General features: G+C 67.4%; 26 protein-coding genes. All 26 read left to right on the top strand.

Annotated elements, in window-relative coordinates:
• Nucleotides 1-181: 181 nt before the first annotated feature.
• Nucleotides 182-562 carry a hypothetical protein gene (locus tag DLJ58_RS27085; RefSeq protein ID WP_124860506.1) on the top strand — a complete coding sequence of 127 codons (381 nt, stop codon included), beginning with the start codon at nt 182-184 and terminating at the stop codon, nt 560-562.
• Between the two features lie 507 nt (nt 563-1069).
• Nucleotides 1070-1444, top strand: coding sequence for a 30S ribosomal protein S12 (rpsL, locus tag DLJ58_RS27090; protein ID WP_007465318.1), 375 nt, complete (start codon nt 1070-1072; stop codon nt 1442-1444).
• Nucleotide 1445: 1 nt separating this feature from the next.
• Entirely contained in the window at nt 1446-1916 is a 471-nt protein-coding gene (gene rpsG / locus DLJ58_RS27095) for a 30S ribosomal protein S7 (RefSeq protein ID WP_007465317.1), read from the top strand.
• Nucleotides 1917-1990: 74 nt separating this feature from the next.
• Nucleotides 1991-4087, top strand: a complete 2097-nt coding sequence (gene fusA / locus DLJ58_RS27100) for an elongation factor G (protein ID WP_030489584.1) — start codon at nt 1991-1993, stop codon at nt 4085-4087.
• A 212-nt stretch (nt 4088-4299) separates the two neighbouring features.
• Nucleotides 4300-5493 (top strand): elongation factor Tu, encoded by a 1194-nt coding sequence (tuf, locus tag DLJ58_RS27105; RefSeq protein WP_030489585.1) that lies wholly within the window; start codon nt 4300-4302, stop codon nt 5491-5493.
• A 350-nt stretch (nt 5494-5843) separates the two neighbouring features.
• On the top strand, nt 5844-6152 hold the full coding sequence (rpsJ, locus tag DLJ58_RS27110) for a 30S ribosomal protein S10 (RefSeq protein ID WP_007073037.1): 309 nt from the start codon (nt 5844-5846) through the stop codon (nt 6150-6152).
• A gap of 11 nt (nt 6153-6163) precedes the next feature.
• Nucleotides 6164-6829 carry a 50S ribosomal protein L3 gene (rplC, locus tag DLJ58_RS27115; RefSeq protein WP_091402403.1) on the top strand — a complete coding sequence of 222 codons (666 nt, stop codon included), beginning with the start codon at nt 6164-6166 and terminating at the stop codon, nt 6827-6829.
• Nucleotides 6826-7476 carry a 50S ribosomal protein L4 gene (gene rplD, locus DLJ58_RS27120; protein WP_030489587.1) on the top strand — a complete coding sequence of 217 codons (651 nt, stop codon included), beginning with the start codon at nt 6826-6828 and terminating at the stop codon, nt 7474-7476. Before rplC ends, rplD begins: the two co-directional genes overlap by 4 nt.
• Nucleotides 7473-7775, top strand: a complete 303-nt coding sequence (gene rplW / locus DLJ58_RS27125; protein ID WP_007465304.1) for a 50S ribosomal protein L23 — start codon at nt 7473-7475, stop codon at nt 7773-7775. Before rplD ends, rplW begins: the two co-directional genes overlap by 4 nt.
• A 12-nt stretch (nt 7776-7787) precedes the next feature.
• On the top strand, nt 7788-8627 hold the full coding sequence (rplB, locus tag DLJ58_RS27130) for a 50S ribosomal protein L2 (RefSeq protein ID WP_053653944.1): 840 nt from the start codon (nt 7788-7790) through the stop codon (nt 8625-8627).
• 12 nt (nt 8628-8639) lie between these two features.
• Nucleotides 8640-8921 carry a 30S ribosomal protein S19 gene (gene rpsS / locus DLJ58_RS27135; RefSeq protein ID WP_007465299.1) on the top strand — a complete coding sequence of 94 codons (282 nt, stop codon included), beginning with the start codon at nt 8640-8642 and terminating at the stop codon, nt 8919-8921.
• Nucleotides 8922-8963: 42 nt separating this feature from the next.
• Nucleotides 8964-9422 (top strand): 50S ribosomal protein L22, encoded by a 459-nt coding sequence (gene rplV, locus DLJ58_RS27140; protein ID WP_007465297.1) that lies wholly within the window; start codon nt 8964-8966, stop codon nt 9420-9422.
• A complete protein-coding gene (gene rpsC / locus DLJ58_RS27145) occupies nt 9422-10291 on the top strand; it encodes a 30S ribosomal protein S3 (RefSeq protein ID WP_007465294.1) in 870 nt (289 codons plus the stop codon). The genes rplV and rpsC overlap by 1 nt, the downstream gene beginning before the upstream one ends.
• Before the next feature lie 3 nt (nt 10292-10294).
• Nucleotides 10295-10720 carry a 50S ribosomal protein L16 gene (gene rplP, locus DLJ58_RS27150; RefSeq protein ID WP_053653940.1) on the top strand — a complete coding sequence of 142 codons (426 nt, stop codon included), beginning with the start codon at nt 10295-10297 and terminating at the stop codon, nt 10718-10720.
• Nucleotides 10720-10956: a 50S ribosomal protein L29 gene (rpmC, locus tag DLJ58_RS27155; RefSeq protein ID WP_007465283.1), complete on the top strand. Its 237-nt coding sequence runs from the start codon at nt 10720-10722 to the stop codon at nt 10954-10956. The genes rplP and rpmC overlap by 1 nt, the downstream gene beginning before the upstream one ends.
• Complete coding sequence (rpsQ, locus tag DLJ58_RS27160; RefSeq protein WP_030489590.1) at nt 10953-11231, top strand: 30S ribosomal protein S17; 279 nt, start codon at nt 10953-10955, stop codon at nt 11229-11231. Before rpmC ends, rpsQ begins: the two co-directional genes overlap by 4 nt.
• 97 nt (nt 11232-11328) lie before the next feature.
• Complete coding sequence (gene rplN / locus DLJ58_RS27165; RefSeq protein WP_007465279.1) at nt 11329-11697, top strand: 50S ribosomal protein L14; 369 nt, start codon at nt 11329-11331, stop codon at nt 11695-11697.
• Nucleotides 11694-12014, top strand: coding sequence for a 50S ribosomal protein L24 (rplX, locus tag DLJ58_RS27170; RefSeq protein WP_172899047.1), 321 nt, complete (start codon nt 11694-11696; stop codon nt 12012-12014). Before rplN ends, rplX begins: the two co-directional genes overlap by 4 nt.
• Complete coding sequence (gene rplE / locus DLJ58_RS27175; protein WP_091402385.1) at nt 12014-12580, top strand: 50S ribosomal protein L5; 567 nt, start codon at nt 12014-12016, stop codon at nt 12578-12580. The genes rplX and rplE overlap by 1 nt, the downstream gene beginning before the upstream one ends.
• Nucleotide 12581: 1 nt before the next feature.
• Nucleotides 12582-12767 (top strand): type Z 30S ribosomal protein S14, encoded by a 186-nt coding sequence (locus DLJ58_RS27180; RefSeq protein ID WP_007465272.1) that lies wholly within the window; start codon nt 12582-12584, stop codon nt 12765-12767.
• A gap of 116 nt (nt 12768-12883) precedes the next feature.
• Nucleotides 12884-13291: a 30S ribosomal protein S8 gene (gene rpsH / locus DLJ58_RS27185; RefSeq protein WP_007465270.1), complete on the top strand. Its 408-nt coding sequence runs from the start codon at nt 12884-12886 to the stop codon at nt 13289-13291.
• Nucleotides 13292-13307: 16 nt separating this feature from the next.
• Nucleotides 13308-13850, top strand: a complete 543-nt coding sequence (gene rplF / locus DLJ58_RS27190; RefSeq protein ID WP_124860508.1) for a 50S ribosomal protein L6 — start codon at nt 13308-13310, stop codon at nt 13848-13850.
• Entirely contained in the window at nt 13847-14236 is a 390-nt protein-coding gene (gene rplR / locus DLJ58_RS27195) for a 50S ribosomal protein L18 (protein ID WP_091402381.1), read from the top strand. The genes rplF and rplR overlap by 4 nt, the downstream gene beginning before the upstream one ends.
• A gap of 33 nt (nt 14237-14269) precedes the next feature.
• Nucleotides 14270-14884 carry a 30S ribosomal protein S5 gene (gene rpsE, locus DLJ58_RS27200; RefSeq protein WP_074314587.1) on the top strand — a complete coding sequence of 205 codons (615 nt, stop codon included), beginning with the start codon at nt 14270-14272 and terminating at the stop codon, nt 14882-14884.
• Nucleotides 14884-15066, top strand: a complete 183-nt coding sequence (gene rpmD, locus DLJ58_RS27205) for a 50S ribosomal protein L30 (RefSeq protein ID WP_007465262.1) — start codon at nt 14884-14886, stop codon at nt 15064-15066. Before rpsE ends, rpmD begins: the two co-directional genes overlap by 1 nt.
• The gene (gene rplO / locus DLJ58_RS27210; protein ID WP_088950230.1) at nt 15066-15509 is read left to right on the top strand and encodes a 50S ribosomal protein L15; all 444 of its coding nucleotides are present in this window, start codon (nt 15066-15068) and stop codon (nt 15507-15509) included. Before rpmD ends, rplO begins: the two co-directional genes overlap by 1 nt.
• The last annotated feature ends 32 nt before the right edge of the window (nt 15510-15541 follow it).

The following is a 15541-nucleotide window of genomic DNA, read 5'->3' on the forward strand; positions in this document are numbered from 1 at the left end:
CCGGACCACCCCGATGACCACCGCGGCCACCACGCTGACCGCGACCAGCACCAGGCCGGTCCAGGCCATCCACTCCCCCCGTCGCAGCCACACGCCGCCGGGGCACGGCCCCGGGTGGGGTGGCACGCCGGGGCGTTCGGTACCGCCGCCCACCGACGACCAGCGCCGGCCGCCGAAGCGGGTGGAGGCGGTTTCGGGTACGCCGTTCGGCGTCGTGCACCTGGACGTGGCACCGGTCACCTCCGGGCCGGCCATCGGGGCGTTGGTGGCGGGGATCGCGTCACTTCTGGTCTCACTTCTGGTGATCTGCTTCGGAGTGGCCTTCAAGAACGACGGCGGGGCCTGGGCCTCCGGGGCGTTCGCCGCGCTGGGTGTGCTGGCCGGCGGGGCGGCGGTCGTCATCGGGCTGCTCGCCCGGAGGCAGATCCGGCGGCCGACCGCGCCCTCCGCGGTCCAGTTCACCGGCCGCGGGCTGGCGATGGCCGGGATCAGCTGCGGCGCGGCGGGGGCACTGCTCAGCCTGCTGGGCCTGGGTCTTGCCCTGCTTCTCGCCCTGACGTGAGGGTCTTCGCCGACAGATCCGGCACCTGACGGGGGTTTTCCGCGGAAGGCTTCCGGTCAGCCCGGGGGCGATGGGTGCTTCTGCGGGGAAGCCGGTACACTTGCATTCGTAGGTGCCCATCGCGGGCGACAGGGCAGGACGAGATCCGGCCGGCGGGTGTGAGACAGTCGCCGGGCCATTCCGTTTTGACCTGGGCGGTTGTGGTAGGTACTCTTTCCTCTTGTGCCCGGGCATGCCCGGGCAACTCGTGCGTGCGCTGTTTCCGCTTACGGGCGGCGGCACGACAAGCCAAAGATCCGGGGCGGGGCGACCCGCGCGCCGGTGACAAAACCCGGTACGAACGCGAGAGCTTCGCAACGGGACCGTGACGAGGGCGACACGCCCGACCGCGGGTGCCGGGGTCTCCGCAAGGCGACCCTGGTCGGAATGTAGGAGAGCCGGTCATCAGGCCGGCTAACGAGCAGACGGCGCGGCCGCGGATGCGGCCGAAGGGAGCGGAGAAACCCGGTGCCCACGATCCAGCAGCTGGTCCGAAAGGGCCGCCAGGCGAAGACGACCAAGACCAAGACCCCGGCGCTGAAGGGTTCCCCTCAGCGGCGCGGCGTGTGCACCCGCGTGTACACCACTACCCCGAAGAAGCCGAACTCGGCGCTGCGCAAGGTCGCTCGCGTGAAGCTCAGCAGCCAGATCGAGGTGACGGCCTACATCCCCGGCGTCGGTCACAACCTGCAGGAGCACTCGATCGTGCTCGTTCGCGGTGGCCGGGTGAAGGACCTCCCCGGCGTGCGTTACAAGATCGTTCGCGGCTCGCTGGACACCCAGGGTGTCCGCAACCGCAAGCAGGCGCGCAGCCGTTACGGCGCCAAGAAGGAGAAGAGCTGACATGCCGCGTAAGGGACCCGCTCCGCGGCGGCCACTGGTCGCTGACCCGGTGTACAACTCGCCGCTGGTCACCCAGCTGGTGAACAAGATCCTGCTCCGCGGCAAGCGTCAGCTCGCCGAGTCCATCGTGTACGCGGCCCTCGAGGGCTGCCGCGAGAAGTCCGGCACCGACCCGGTCGTCACCCTCAAGCGGGCGATGGACAACGTCAAGCCGACCCTCGAGGTGCGTAGCCGTCGTGTCGGTGGCGCCACCTACCAGGTTCCGGTCGAGGTCCGCCCGACCCGGGCGACCACCCTGGGCCTGCGCTGGCTGGTCACGTACTCCCGCGCCCGTCGCGAGAAGACCATGGTCGAGCGGCTGATGAACGAGCTGCTGGACGCGAGCAACGGCCTCGGTGCCGCCGTCAAGCGGCGCGAGGACACGCACAAGATGGCCGAGTCGAACAAGGCCTTCGCGCACTACCGCTGGTAACACCCTGGTTCCGGCGCCTCCGGGCGCCGGAACCGCCACCAGTTGAGTCGAGACGACGATAAGTAGGGATTGAAGTGGCCGCCGCAGACGCGCTCGCCAAGGTACGCAACATCGGCATCATGGCGCACATCGATGCCGGTAAGACCACGACCACCGAGCGAATCCTGTTCTACACCGGCATCACGTACAAGATCGGTGAGGTCCACGAGGGCGCTGCCGTCATGGACTGGATGGAGCAGGAGCAGGAGCGTGGTATCACCATCACCTCCGCTGCTACCAAGTGTGAGTGGAAAGACCACACGATCCAGATCATCGACACGCCTGGTCACGTCGACTTCACGGTCGAGGTCGAGCGGTCGTTGCGGGTCCTGGATGGTGCGGTCGCGGTCTACGACGGTGTCGCCGGCGTGGAACCGCAGACGGAGAACGTCTGGCGGCAGGCCGACAAGTACAACGTCCCGCGTATGTGCTTCGTCAACAAGCTCGACCGGACCGGCGCCGACTTCTTCCGCTGCGTGCAGATGATGATCGACCGGCTGAACGCCACCCCGCTGGTGCTCCAGATCCCGATCGGGCTCGAGGGCGACCACATCGGTGTCGTCGACCTGATCGGCATGCGCGCGCTCACCTGGCGCGGGGAGACCCAGAAGGGTGAGGACTACGCGGTTGAGGAGATCCCGGCCGAGCTGGCCGACTCCGCAGCCGAGTGGCGCGAGAAGCTGATGGAGACGCTGGCCGACGTCGACGACGCGGTGATGGAGAAGTACCTGGAGGGCGAGGAGATCTCCGTCGAGGAGATCAAGGCCGCCATCCGGCGTGCCACCATCGCCGGCAAGGCCAACCCGGTGCTCTGCGGCTCGGCGTTCAAGAACAAGGGCGTCCAGCCCATGCTCGACGCCGTGGTCGACTTCCTGCCGTCGCCGCTGGACGTTCCGGCGATCGAGGGTACGGCCACCGACGGCGAGACCCCGCTGCTGCGTAAGCCGTCCAACTCGGAGCCCTTCTCCGGCCTGGCCTTCAAGATCCAGACGGACAAGCACCTGGGCAAGCTCACCTACGTGCGGGTCTACTCCGGCACGCTCGATTCCGGCTCCCAGGTGGTCAACTCCACGAAGGACCGCAAGGAGCGGATCGGCAAGATCTACCAGATGCACGCCAACAAGCGGGAAGAGCGTCCGTCGGCGCAGGCCGGCGACATCATCGCCGTGCAGGGTCTCAAGCAGACCACCACCGGCGACACTCTCTCCGACCCGGCGAACCCGGTGATCCTGGAGTCGATGACCTTCCCGGAGCCGGTCATCTCGGTGGCGATCGAGCCGAAGACCAAGTCCGACCAGGAGAAGCTGGGCACGGCCATCCAGCGCCTGGCCGAGGAGGACCCGACCTTCCGCGTCCAGCTGGACGAGGAGACCGGTCAGACGGTCATCTCCGGCATGGGTGAGCTGCACCTGGACATCCTGGTCGACCGGATGCGCCGCGAGTTCAACGTCGAGGCGAACGTCGGCAAGCCGCAGGTGGCGTACCGCGAGACCATCCGCCGCAAGGTGGACAAGGTCGAGTACACCCACAAGAAGCAGACCGGTGGTTCCGGCCAGTACGCCCGCGTGATCGTGAGCGTCGAGCCGCTTCCGCTGGACAACGACTCGCCGACCTACGAGTTCGCCAACGCCGTCAGCGGCGGCCGCATCCCCCGGGAGTTCATCCCCTCGGTGGACGCCGGTGCGCAGGACGCGCTGCAGTACGGCATCCTGGCGGGCTTCCCGCTGGTCGGCGTGAAGCTGACCCTGCTGGACGGCCAGTACCACGAGGTCGACTCGTCGGAAATGGCATTCAAGATCGCCGGCTCGATGGTGATGAAGGACGCGGCCCGCAAGGCCGATCCGGCACTGCTCGAGCCGATGATGGCCGTTGAAGTCACCACTCCTGAGGAGAACATGGGTGACGTCATCGGTGACCTCAACTCCCGCCGCGGCATCATCCAGGCGATGGAGGAGCGCAGCGGCGCCCGCATCGTCCGGGCCCTGGTGCCGTTGTCGGAGATGTTCGGCTACGTCGGCGACCTGCGGTCGAAGACCCAGGGCCGGGCTAGCTACAGCATGCAGTTCGACTCCTACGCCGAGGTTCCGCAGAGCGTCGCGAAGGAGATCATCGCCAAGGCAACGGGCGAGTAGCGCTCTGAGCAGGTGATTCGTGGTTGGTCGCGGGAGGGTTCACCCGCCCGCGGCCACCACGATCGGATCGCGTGAGACCGGGCCTGTAGGCTTCATCGCCGCAGAACCCACAAAGGCTCTCCGGCCGTAAGGCCGGAAAGGCTGTCGACAGAGTCCTAAGCGCCGACCGGCGCGCCGGGCGTACGAACCAAGAAGTCCACAGGAGGACACCAGTGGCGAAGGCTAAGTTCGAGCGGACTAAGCCGCACGTCAACATCGGCACCATTGGTCACATCGACCACGGTAAGACGACGCTGACGGCGGCCATCACCAAGGTCCTGCACGACCAGTACCCGGACCTGAACCCCTACACGCCGTTCGACGAGATCGACAAGGCGCCGGAGGAGAAGGCCCGCGGCATCACGATCTCGATCGCGCACGTCGAGTACCAGACCGAGTCGCGGCACTACGCGCACGTCGACTGCCCCGGGCACGCCGACTACATCAAGAACATGATCACCGGTGCCGCGCAGATGGACGGCGCGATCCTGGTGGTCGCGGCGACTGACGGCCCGATGCCGCAGACCCGCGAGCACGTGCTGCTGGCCCGTCAGGTCGGTGTGCCGTACATCGTCGTGGCGCTCAACAAGAGCGACATGGTCGATGACGAGGAGCTCCTGGAGCTCGTCGAGCTCGAGGTCCGTGAGCTGCTCTCCTCGCAGGAGTACCCGGGTGACGACCTGCCGGTCGTTCGGGTTTCGGCGCTGAAGGCCCTCGAGGGTGACCCCGAGTGGACCGGCAAGCTGCTGGACCTGATGACCGCTGTCGACACCTCGATCCCGCAGCCGGAGCGCGAGGTCGACAAGCCGTTCCTGATGCCGGTTGAGGACGTCTTCACGATCACCGGTCGTGGCACCGTCGTCACCGGTCGCGTGGAGCGCGGCGTTCTCCTGCCGAACGAGGATGTTGAGCTCGTCGGTATCAAGGAGAAGAGCTTCAAGACCAAGGTCACCGCGATCGAGATGTTCCGGAAGACCCTGGACGACGCCCGCGCAGGCGAGAACGTCGGCCTGCTGCTGCGTGGTACCAAGCGCGACGAGGTCGAGCGCGGCATGGTCGTCGTGAAGCCGGGCTCGAACACCCCGCACACGGAGTTCGAGGCGACGGTCTACATCCTCTCCAAGGAGGAGGGTGGCCGTCACACCCCGTTCTTCCAGAACTACCGCCCGCAGTTCTACTTCCGGACCACGGACGTCACCGGTGTCGTCACCCTCCCCGAGGGCACCGAGATGGTCATGCCGGGTGACAACACGTCCATGTCGGTGAAGCTGATCCAGCCCATCGCCATGGAGGAGAACCTCAAGTTCGCGATCCGCGAGGGTGGCCGCACCGTCGGCGCCGGGTTCGTCACCAAGATTAACAAGTGAGCTAGGTAACCCCGATTAGACCCGCCGCCGGTCGTGCGGCATACTAGTCAGGTTGCGTAACGACAGTTCGTCGCCTGTGTTCGGCTTTCGCTGAACCTCCGGGTGGCGAGGCAGTCGAGCGTAGGGTGGTTGGCGGCCCAGTCGCCAACCACCCTCGCACGGCGTTCAGGTCGCGGTAATGCGATCGGCGCCTTGACCCCCCGTGCGGTCAGCACCACTCCGGTACCTAGGGGCGGAGCTCGGCCCGAGGGCGCGACACGCCCGACCGCGGGGGTCGGCGAAGTGGGCCTGTACCAGCCGGTACAGGCGCCCGCAACACAGCGGCATCGAGAGAAGGAACAGAAGCCACCATGGCGGGACAGAAGATCCGCATCCGGCTCAAGGCCTATGACCACGAGGTCGTCGACTCCTCGGCTCGGAAGATCGTCGAGACGGTGACGCGCACCGGGGCGCAGGTCGCGGGCCCGGTGCCGCTGCCCACGGAGATCAACCGTTTCTGCGTTATCCGCTCGCCGCACAAGTACAAGGACTCGCGCGAGCACTTCGAGATGCGCACTCACAAGCGGCTGATCGACATCATCGACCCGACCCCGAAGACGGTCGACTCGCTCATGCGCCTCGACCTGCCGGCTGGCGTCGACATCGAGATCAAGCTGTAGGGACCGGACAAATGGACAGGCAAGTCAAGGGGATCCTGGGCGCCAAGCTCGGCATGACCCAGGTCTGGGAGAACAACCGTGTTGTTCCCGTGACCGTGGTCGAGGCCGGCCCGTGCGTCATCAGCCAGGTTCGTAGCGCCGAGAAGGACGGTTACTCCGCGGTCCAGCTCGCGTACGGCACCATCGACCCGCGCAAGGTCAAGAAGCCGATCAGCGGGCACTACGCCAAGGCGGACGTGGCGCCGCGCCGGCACATCGTCGAGCTGCGCACCACGGACGCTGGGGAATACTCGCTCGGCCAGGAAGTCACGGTCGAGGAGTTCCCGGCCGGCGTCACCATCGACGTCACCGGCAAGACCAAGGGCAAGGGCTACGCCGGCCCGATGAAGCGGCACGGCTTCCACGGCCTGGGCGCCGGGCACGGCGTCGAGCGCAAGCACCGCTCGCCCGGCTCCATCGGCGCCTGCGCCACTCCGGGTCGTGTCTTCAAGGGCACCCGGATGGCCGGTCGTATGGGTGGCGTGCGGTACACCGTGCAGAACCTCACCGTCCAGGCGGTCGACACCGAGAACAACCTGCTGCTCGTCCGGGGTGCCATTCCTGGTCCCAAGGGCGCGCTCGTTCTGGTCCGTACCGCGGCCAAGAGCAAGGTGAAGAAGGGCGGTGCGGCCAAGTGACCACCGTTGACGTGCGCACCGTCGAAGGCACCACCAGCGGCTCCGTGGAGCTGCCGGAGGACATCTTCGACGTGCAGGCCAACGTCGCGCTGATGCACCAGGTCGTGGTGGCCCAGCTCGCGGCGGCCCGACAGGGCACGCACAAGGCCAAGACCCGCGGCGAGGTCGCCGGTGGCGGCAAGAAGCCGTACAAGCAGAAGGGCACCGGTCGCGCCCGGCAGGGCTCGATCCGCGCGCCGCAGTTCGCCGGCGGTGGCGTCGTGCACGGTCCCGTGCCGCGCGACTACAGCCAGCGGACCCCGAAGAAGATGAAGGCCGCCGCTCTGCGGGGTGCCCTCTCCGACCGGGCCCGCGCCGGGCAGGTGCACGTCGTCGAGGCGTTCGTCTCGGGCGAGAAGCCGTCGACCAAGGCGGCCCTGGCCACGCTGACCAAGCTCACCGAGGCCCGTCGGGTCCTGGTCGTGCTGAGCAGCACCGACGAGCTGAACTGGGTGTCGCTGCGCAACGAGCCGCGGGTGCACCTGATCGAGTCCGGCCAGCTGAACACGTACGACGTGCTCGTGGCCGACGACGTGGTCTTCACCAAGGACGCCCTGGACGAGTTCCTGGGCGTGCCCGCCGAGACCACCGAGGAGGGTGGCAAGTGAGCACGATCGCCGACCCGCGCGACATCATCGTGGCGCCGGTCGTCTCGGAGAAGAGCTACAGCGAGCTGAACCGGAACTGGTACACCTTCCTGGTGCACCCGGACGCGAACAAGACCGAGATCAAGATCGCTATCCAGCAGATCTTCAACGTCCGCGTCCTGACGGTCAACACGCTCAACCGCCAGGGTAAGCGCAAGCGCACCAAGACCGGCTTCGGTCAGCGCAAGGCGACCAAGCGGGCGATCGTGAAGCTGGCTGACGGTGACCGCATCGAGGCCTTCGGCGGCCCGGTCAGCTGAGGGGTGTAGACAATGGCTATCCGTAAGTACAAGCCGACGACGCCGGGCCGACGTGGCTCGAGTGTCGCTGACTTCGCCGAGATCACCCGGTCCACGCCGGAAAAGTCGCTGCTGGCTCCGTTGCCGAAGAAGGGCGGGCGTAACGCCCACGGCCGGATCACCACGCGGCACCACGGTGGCGGTCACAAGCGTCAGTACCGTCTGATCGACTTCAAGCGGGTCGACAAGGACGGCGTGCCGGCGAAGGTCGCTCACATCGAGTACGACCCGAACCGCACGGCGCGCATCGCGCTGCTGCACTACGCCGACGGCGAGAAGCGGTACATCCTCGCGCCGAAGGACATGAAGCAGGGCGACCGCGTCGAGTCCGGTCCGGGCGCCGACATCAAGCCGGGTAACAACCTGCCGCTGCGCAACATCCCGGTCGGTACCACGATCCACAACGTGGAGCTCCGTCCGGGCGGCGGGGCCAAGCTGGCCCGTTCCGCAGGCGTCGGCATCCAGCTGCTCGGCCGCGAGGGCGCGTACGCGACCCTGCGTATGCCGTCCGGCGAGATCCGGCGGGTGGACGTGCGCTGCCGCGCCAGCGTCGGCGAGATCGGCAACGCCGACCAGTCGAACATCAACTGGGGTAAGGCCGGCCGGATGCGGTGGAAGGGCAAGCGCCCGACCGTCCGTGGTGTCGCCATGAACCCGGTCGACCACCCGCACGGTGGTGGTGAGGGTAAGACCTCCGGTGGTCGCCACCCGGTCAACCCGCAGGGTAAGCCCGAGGGCCGCACCCGCCGTAAGGGCCAGCCGAGTGACCGGCTGATCGTCCGCCGCCGCTACGCCACGCGTAAGCGCGGCTGAGGGAGATAAGACATGCCTCGCAGCCTGAAGAAGGGCCCGTTCGTAGACGACCACCTGCTCAAGAAGGTGGAAGTTCAGAACGACAAGGGCTCCAAGAACGTGATCAAGACCTGGTCGCGGCGCTCGACGATCATCCCCGAGATGCTGGGGCACACGATCGCCGTGCACGACGGACGCAAGCACGTCCCGGTGTTCGTGACCGAGGCGATGGTCGGGCACAAGCTCGGCGAGTTCGCGCTGACCCGCACGTTCAAGGGTCACGAGAAGGACGACCGGAAGAGCCGTCGGCGCTGACGCCGCCAGGCATACGGATAGAGGGAACAAGGGGTTACAGCGATGCCAGGAAAGGGCGACGCTCCGGTGCTTCCGGGCGCGCGGGCGGTTGCGCGGCACGTGCGCATCTCGCCGATGAAGGCGCGCCGGGTGGTCAACCTCGTCCGCGGCCTGCCCGCGAAGGAGGCGCTCACGGTGCTGCAGTTCGCGCCGCAGGCTGCGAGCGAGCAGGTGTACAAGGTGCTCGCTAGCGCGATCGCCAACGCGGAGAACAACGAGCGGCTGGACCCCGACGCGCTGCTCGTCAGCGAGGCCTTCGTGGACGAGGGCCCGACGATGAAGCGGTTCCAGCCGCGGGCGCAGGGTCGGGCGTACCGAATCCGCAAGCGCACCTGCCACATCACTGTGGCGGTCGAAGCGGTCGCGCCGGCAGCGCCGAGGAAGGCCGCGGCGAAGAAGGCCGCCCCGGCCACGGAGGCCGCACCGGCCGAAGCGCAGAGCAAGACGGAGGACGCCGAGTAATGGGTCAGAAGGTTCACCCCACTGGGTTCCGGCTCGGCATCTCGACCGACTGGAAGTCCCGCTGGTTCGCGGACAAGCTCTACAAGGACTACATCGGCGAGGATGTCAAGATCCGCCGCATGATGTCCAAGGGCCTCGAGCGTGCCGGGATTTCCAAGGTCGACATCGAGCGCACCCGCGACCGGGTCCGGGTCGACATCCACACCGCCCGGCCGGGCATCGTCATCGGCCGTAAGGGTGCGGAGGCCGACCGGATCCGCGGCGAGCTTGAGAAGCTCACCGGCAAGCAGGTTCAGCTGAACATCATCGAGGTGAAGAACCCCGAGTCGGACGCTCAGCTGGTTGCGCAGGGCGTGGCCGAGCAGCTGTCCAGCCGGGTCAGCTTCCGTCGGGCGATGCGCAAGGCCATGCAGTCGGCGATGAAGAACCCGGTCTGCAAGGGCATCCGGGTTCAGGTCTCGGGTCGCCTCGGCGGCGCCGAGATGAGCCGGACCGAGTTCTACCGTGAGGGCCGGGTTCCGCTGCACACGCTGCGGGCCAACATCGAGTACGGCTTCTTCGAGGCCCGTACCACGTTCGGTCGGATCGGTGTGAAGGTCTGGATCTACAAGGGCGACGCCGTCCCGGGCCGGGAAGCTCCGGCTGAGGCCGGTCCGTCCCGCCCGCGTCGTGGTGAGCGCGGCGACCGTCCCGAGCGTCCGCGCCGTGGCCGGTCGGGTTCGTCCGGCACCACGGCTGGTGGCACCGAGGCCGGTCGGGCTGCTGCGACCACCATCGCGCAGCAGGCCGAGACGCCGAGCGGCGAGCCGGTCGACAGCGCAGCTGTCGCCGCCGCTGCTGCTCCGGCAGAAACGCAGCAGGAGGGCTGACAGATGCTGATGCCGCGCAAGCCCCCGAAGGGCTTCCGCAAGCCGCACCACCCGGACCGCAGTGGCGCGTCCAAGGGTGGTAACCGGGTGGTGTTCGGCGAGTTCGGGATCCAGGCTCTCGAGCCGGCGTACGTGACGAACCGGCAGATCGAGTCGGCACGTATCGCGATGACTCGCCACATCAAGCGTGGTGGCAAGGTCTGGATCACGATCTTCCCGGACCAGGCCCTCACCAAGAAGCCTGCCGAGACCCGCATGGGTTCCGGTAAGGGTTCGCCCGAGTGGTGGGTTGCCAACGTCAAGCCGGGGCGGGTTCTCTTCGAGATGTCCTTCCCCAACGAGCAGACCGCGCGAGAGGCCATGCGTCGCGCGATCCACAAGCTCCCGATGAAGTGCCGCATTGTTACGCGCGAAGTGGGTGAATCCTGATGGCAGCGGGCGTTAAGGCGACCGAGCTGCGTGAGCTCTCCGAAGAGGAGCTGGTCACGAAGCTGCGGGAGGCCAAGGCGGAGCTGTTCAACCTCCGCGTGCAGGCCGCAACCGGGCAGCTGGACAACAACCGGCGGTTGCAGGTCATCCGTCGGGAGATCGCCCGGATCTACACGATCATGCGTGAGCGCGAGCTGGGGCTCTCGGCCGCGCCGACTGAGGTGACTGCATCATGACCGAAGAGACCGCCACCGCCGCCGCGCGGTCGCGCCGCAAGGTCCGCGAGGGCCTGGTGATCAGCGACAAGATGGACAAGACCGTCGTTGTCGAGGTCGAGGACCGGGTTCGGCACGCGCTGTACGGCAAGATCATGCGCCGTACGGCCAAGCTGAAGGTGCACGACGAGCAGAACGCCGCTGGCACCGGTGACCGGGTTCTCATCATGGAGACCCGGCCGCTGAGCGCCACCAAGCGTTGGCGGATCGTGGAGATCCTGGAAAAGGCCAAGTAGCGAAGGCTCGAGCTCGCCCGGCGTTGCGTCGGGCGTAGGTTCCGCCAGGCTCCGGCCGCTACGGCGGCCGGAGAACCGGCAGACATAGGAGATAGACGTGATTCAGCAGGAGTCGCGACTGCGCGTCGCCGACAACACGGGTGCTCGGGAGATCCTGTGCATCCGGGTTCTCGGCGGCTCGGGTCGGCGCTACGCGAGTATCGGCGACGTCATCGTGGCCACGGTCAAGGACGCGATCCCGGGTGCCGGTGTGAAGAAGGGCGACGTCGTCAAGGCTGTCGTCGTTCGCACGGCCAAGGAGAGGCGGCGTCCGGACGGCTCGTACATCCGCTTCGACGAGAACGCCGCCGTCATCATCAAGGACGGCGGGGACCCGCGTGGAACCCGTATCTTCGGCCCGGTGGGCCGGGAGCTGCGGGACAAGCGGTTCATGAAGATTATCTCCCTCGCGCCGGAGGTGTTGTGACCGTGAAGGTCAAGAAGGGCGACACGGTCGTCGTCATCGCCGGCAAGGACAAGGGTGCCAAGGGCAAGGTCATTCAGGCCTACCCGCGGCAGGACAAGGTCCTGGTCGAGGGCGTGAACCGGGTCAAGAAGCACACCCGCATCAGCACCACCCAGCGTGGCGCCAAGACCGGCGGCATCGTCACTCAGGAGGCCCCGATCCACGTCTCGAACGTGCAGGTCCTGGACTCCGACGGCAAGCCGACCCGCGTCGGTTACCGGATCGACGACAACGGCCAGAAGGTCCGCATCGCGCGTAGCACCGGTAAGGACCTGTGATGACCACGGCTACCGAAAAGACCCTGCCGCGCCTCAAGGAGCGGTACCGCAACGAGATCGTGGCCCAGCTGCGTGAGCAGCGCAGCTACGGCAACCCCATGCAGGTGCCGCGGCTGGTCAAGATCGTCGTCAACATGGGTGTCGGCGAGGCTGCTCGCGACGCCAAGCTGATCGACGGCGCGGTCCGCGACCTCGCCACGATCACCGGCCAGAAGCCGCAGGTGCGGCGGGCGACCAAGTCCATCGCGCAGTTCAAGCTCCGCGAGGGCATGCCGATCGGCGCGAAGGTCACCCTTCGCGGTGACCGGATGTGGGAGTTCATGGACCGGCTGCTCTCCATCGCGCTGCCGCGTATCCGCGACTTCCGCGGCTTGGACGGGCGCAAGCTGGACGGGCACGGCAACTACACGTTCGGTCTGACCGAGCAGTCGGTGTTCCACGAGATCGACCAGGACCGGATCGATCGCCAGCGGGGCATGGACATCACGGTGGTCACGACCGCCACGACCGACGACGAGGGCCGGGCGCTGCTCAAGCTCCTGGGCTTCCCGTTCAAGGAGAACTGAGATGGCCAAGAAGGCGCTGATCATCAAGGCGGCCGCGAAGCCGAAGTTCTCGGTTCGCGCGTACACCCGCTGCCAGCGGTGCGGGCGTCCGAAGGCGGTCTACCGCAAGTTCGGGCTCTGCCGGGTCTGCATCCGGGAGATGGCTCACCGCGGTGAGCTGCCGGGCGTGTCCAAGGCTTCCTGGTAAGGGCGACCGCGTCCCGGCCGTCGGCCGGGAACTCCTGCACCGATTAGGTATTGCTCTTCGCCGTAGGCCCGGGGCTGATGCCCCGGGAACCCCGGCGAGAAAGGCTGACGAAATCCATGACGATGACCGACCCGATCGCAGACATGCTCACGCGTCTGCGTAACGCCAACCAGGCGTACCACGATCAGGTGAAGATGCCCTACTCCAAGATCAAGGCGAACATCGCCGAGGTCCTGAAGGCCGAGGGTTACATCGCCACCTGGTCGGTCGAGGAGCCCGAGGAGGGCGCCGTCGGCAAGCGACTGGTCGTCGAGCTGAAGTACGGCCAGAACCGCGAGCGGAGCCTGGCCGGCATCAAGCGCGTGTCCAAGCCCGGTCTCCGGGTGTACGCCAAGTCGGACGGGCTCCCGCGGGTGCTCGGTGGGCTGGGCGTGGCGATCATTTCGACGTCCCAGGGGCTGCTGACCGACCGGCAGGCCCGCAAGCGGAGTGTTGGCGGGGAAGTCCTCGCCTTCGTCTGGTAACGGGAGACAGGTAGAAATGTCGCGAATTGGACGTAAGTCGATCCCGGTACCAGCCGGCGTCGACATCACGATCGACGGGCAGACCGTCAAGGTCAAGGGCCCCAAGGGCCAGCTCCAGCACACCCTCGCCGAGCCGATCACGATCGAGCGGGCCGAGGATGGGCAGCTGAGCGTCAACCGGCCGAACGACGAGCGCAAGGCCAAGGAACTCCACGGCCTGAGCCGTACGCTGGTTGCCAACATGATCGTCGGGGTCACCGAGGGCTACCGCAAGAGCCTGGAGATCGCCGGCACCGGTTACCGGGTCACCGCCAAGGGTTCGGACCTCGAGTTCGCGCTCGGGTTCTCGCACCCGGTGGTCGTCCCCGCCCCGGCGGGCATCACCTTCACGGTGGAGCGGCCGACCCTGTTCCACGTGGCTGGCATCGACAAGCAGCAGGTCGGTGAGGTCGCCGCCAACATCCGGAAGATCCGCCCGCCGGAGCCCTACAAGGGCAAGGGCGTCAAGTACCAGGGCGAGGTCATCCGCCGCAAGGCTGGAAAGGCAGGTAAGAAGTGAGCGCCACGCTGCTCAAGCGCCGCCGCGGTGTCGCCGCCAAGCGCGCCGTTGGGCGTGCGCGTCGACACTTCCGCGTCCGCAAGAACGTCAGCGGTACGGCCGAGCGTCCGCGCCTGGTCGTCACCCGCTCGCTGCGGCACATGGTCGCCCAGGTCGTCGACGACACCAAGGGTCACACCCTGGCGTCGGCGTCGACCCTGGACGCCTCGCTGCGCGGTGCGGAGGGCGACAAGAGCGCCCTGGCTGGCAAGGTGGGCGCGCTGCTCGCCGAGCGGGCCAAGGCCGCCGGCGTCTCCAAGGTCGTCTTCGACCGCGGCGGCAACCGGTACGCGGGGCGAGTCGCCGCGCTTGCCGACGCCGCCCGCGAAGCCGGGCTCGAGTTCTAACAACCCCGTCACGAGAGAGAAGGAAGGCTGCTGATGCCAGGTCAACAGCGCCGTGGCGGCGGGTCCGGTGGCAACGAGGGTGGTCGCCGCGACAACCGCCGTGAGGGCGGCCGCGGAAACGCGCCCGTCGAGAAGACCCCGCACCTTGAGCGGGTCGTCGCGATCAACCGCGTCGCCAAGGTCGTGAAGGGTGGTCGTCGCTTCAGCTTCACCGCCCTGGTGATCGTGGGCGACGGCGACGGCACGGTCGGCGTGGGCTACGGAAAGGCCAAGGAGGTGCCCGCGGCCATCGCCAAGGGTGTCGAGGAGGCCAAGAAGCACTTCTTCAAGGTCCCGCGGATCGGTCAGTCGATCCCGCACCCGGTGACGGGTGAGGACGCCGCTGGTGTGGTGCTGCTCAAGCCGGCCTCGGCCGGTACGGGTGTCATCGCCGGTGGACCGGTGCGTGCCGTGCTGGAGTGCGCTGGGATCCACGACGTGCTCTCCAAGAGCCTCGGTTCGTCGAACCCGATCAACATCGTGCACGCCACCGTGGCGGCCCTGAAGGGGCTTGAGTCCCCCGAGCAGGTCGCGGCGCGTCGTGGTCTGCCGGTGGAGGACGTCGCGCCGGCCGCCATGCTGGCGTCGCGTGCGGGGGTGGCGCACTGATGGCACGCCTGAAGGTCACCCAGCTCCGATCCGGTATCGGGACCAAGCACAACCAGCGTGAGTCGCTGCGTTCGCTCGGTCTCAAGCGGATCAACGACGTGGTGGTCAAGGAGGACCGGCCCGAGATCCGCGGCATGATCTTCACTGTGAGCCACCTCGTGAAGGTCGAGGAGGTCGAGTAATGACGATCAAGGTGCATCACCTGCGCCCGGCGCCCGGTTCCAAGACCGCGAAGACCCGTGTGGGTCGCGGTGAGGGTTCCAAGGGCAAGACCGCTGGTCGCGGTACCAAGGGTTCCAAGGCCCGCAAGAACATCTCGGCGGCGTTCGAGGGTGGGCAGATGCCCATCCACATGCGCCTGCCGAAGATGAAGGGCTTCAAGAACAAGTTCAAGGTGGTCTTCCAGGTGGTCAACCTGGACAGACTCGCTGAGCTGTTCCCGAATGGTGGTCAGGTCGGCCCGCTGGAGCTCGTCGAGTCCGGCGCGGTCCGCAAGGGTCACCCGGTCAAGGTCCTCGGCACCGGGGACCTCGGCGGTGTGGCGCTCCAGGTGTCCGCGCACGCGTTCAGTGCGTCGGCCAAGGAGAAGATCGCTGCTGCCGGTGGCTCCGCCACCGAGCTGTAAGGCGTACGACCATGGCGCCCGTCCAGTTGAGA

Source organism: Micromonospora arida (assembly GCF_003857035.1).
GTDB lineage: Bacteria > Actinomycetota > Actinomycetes > Mycobacteriales > Micromonosporaceae > Micromonospora > Micromonospora arida.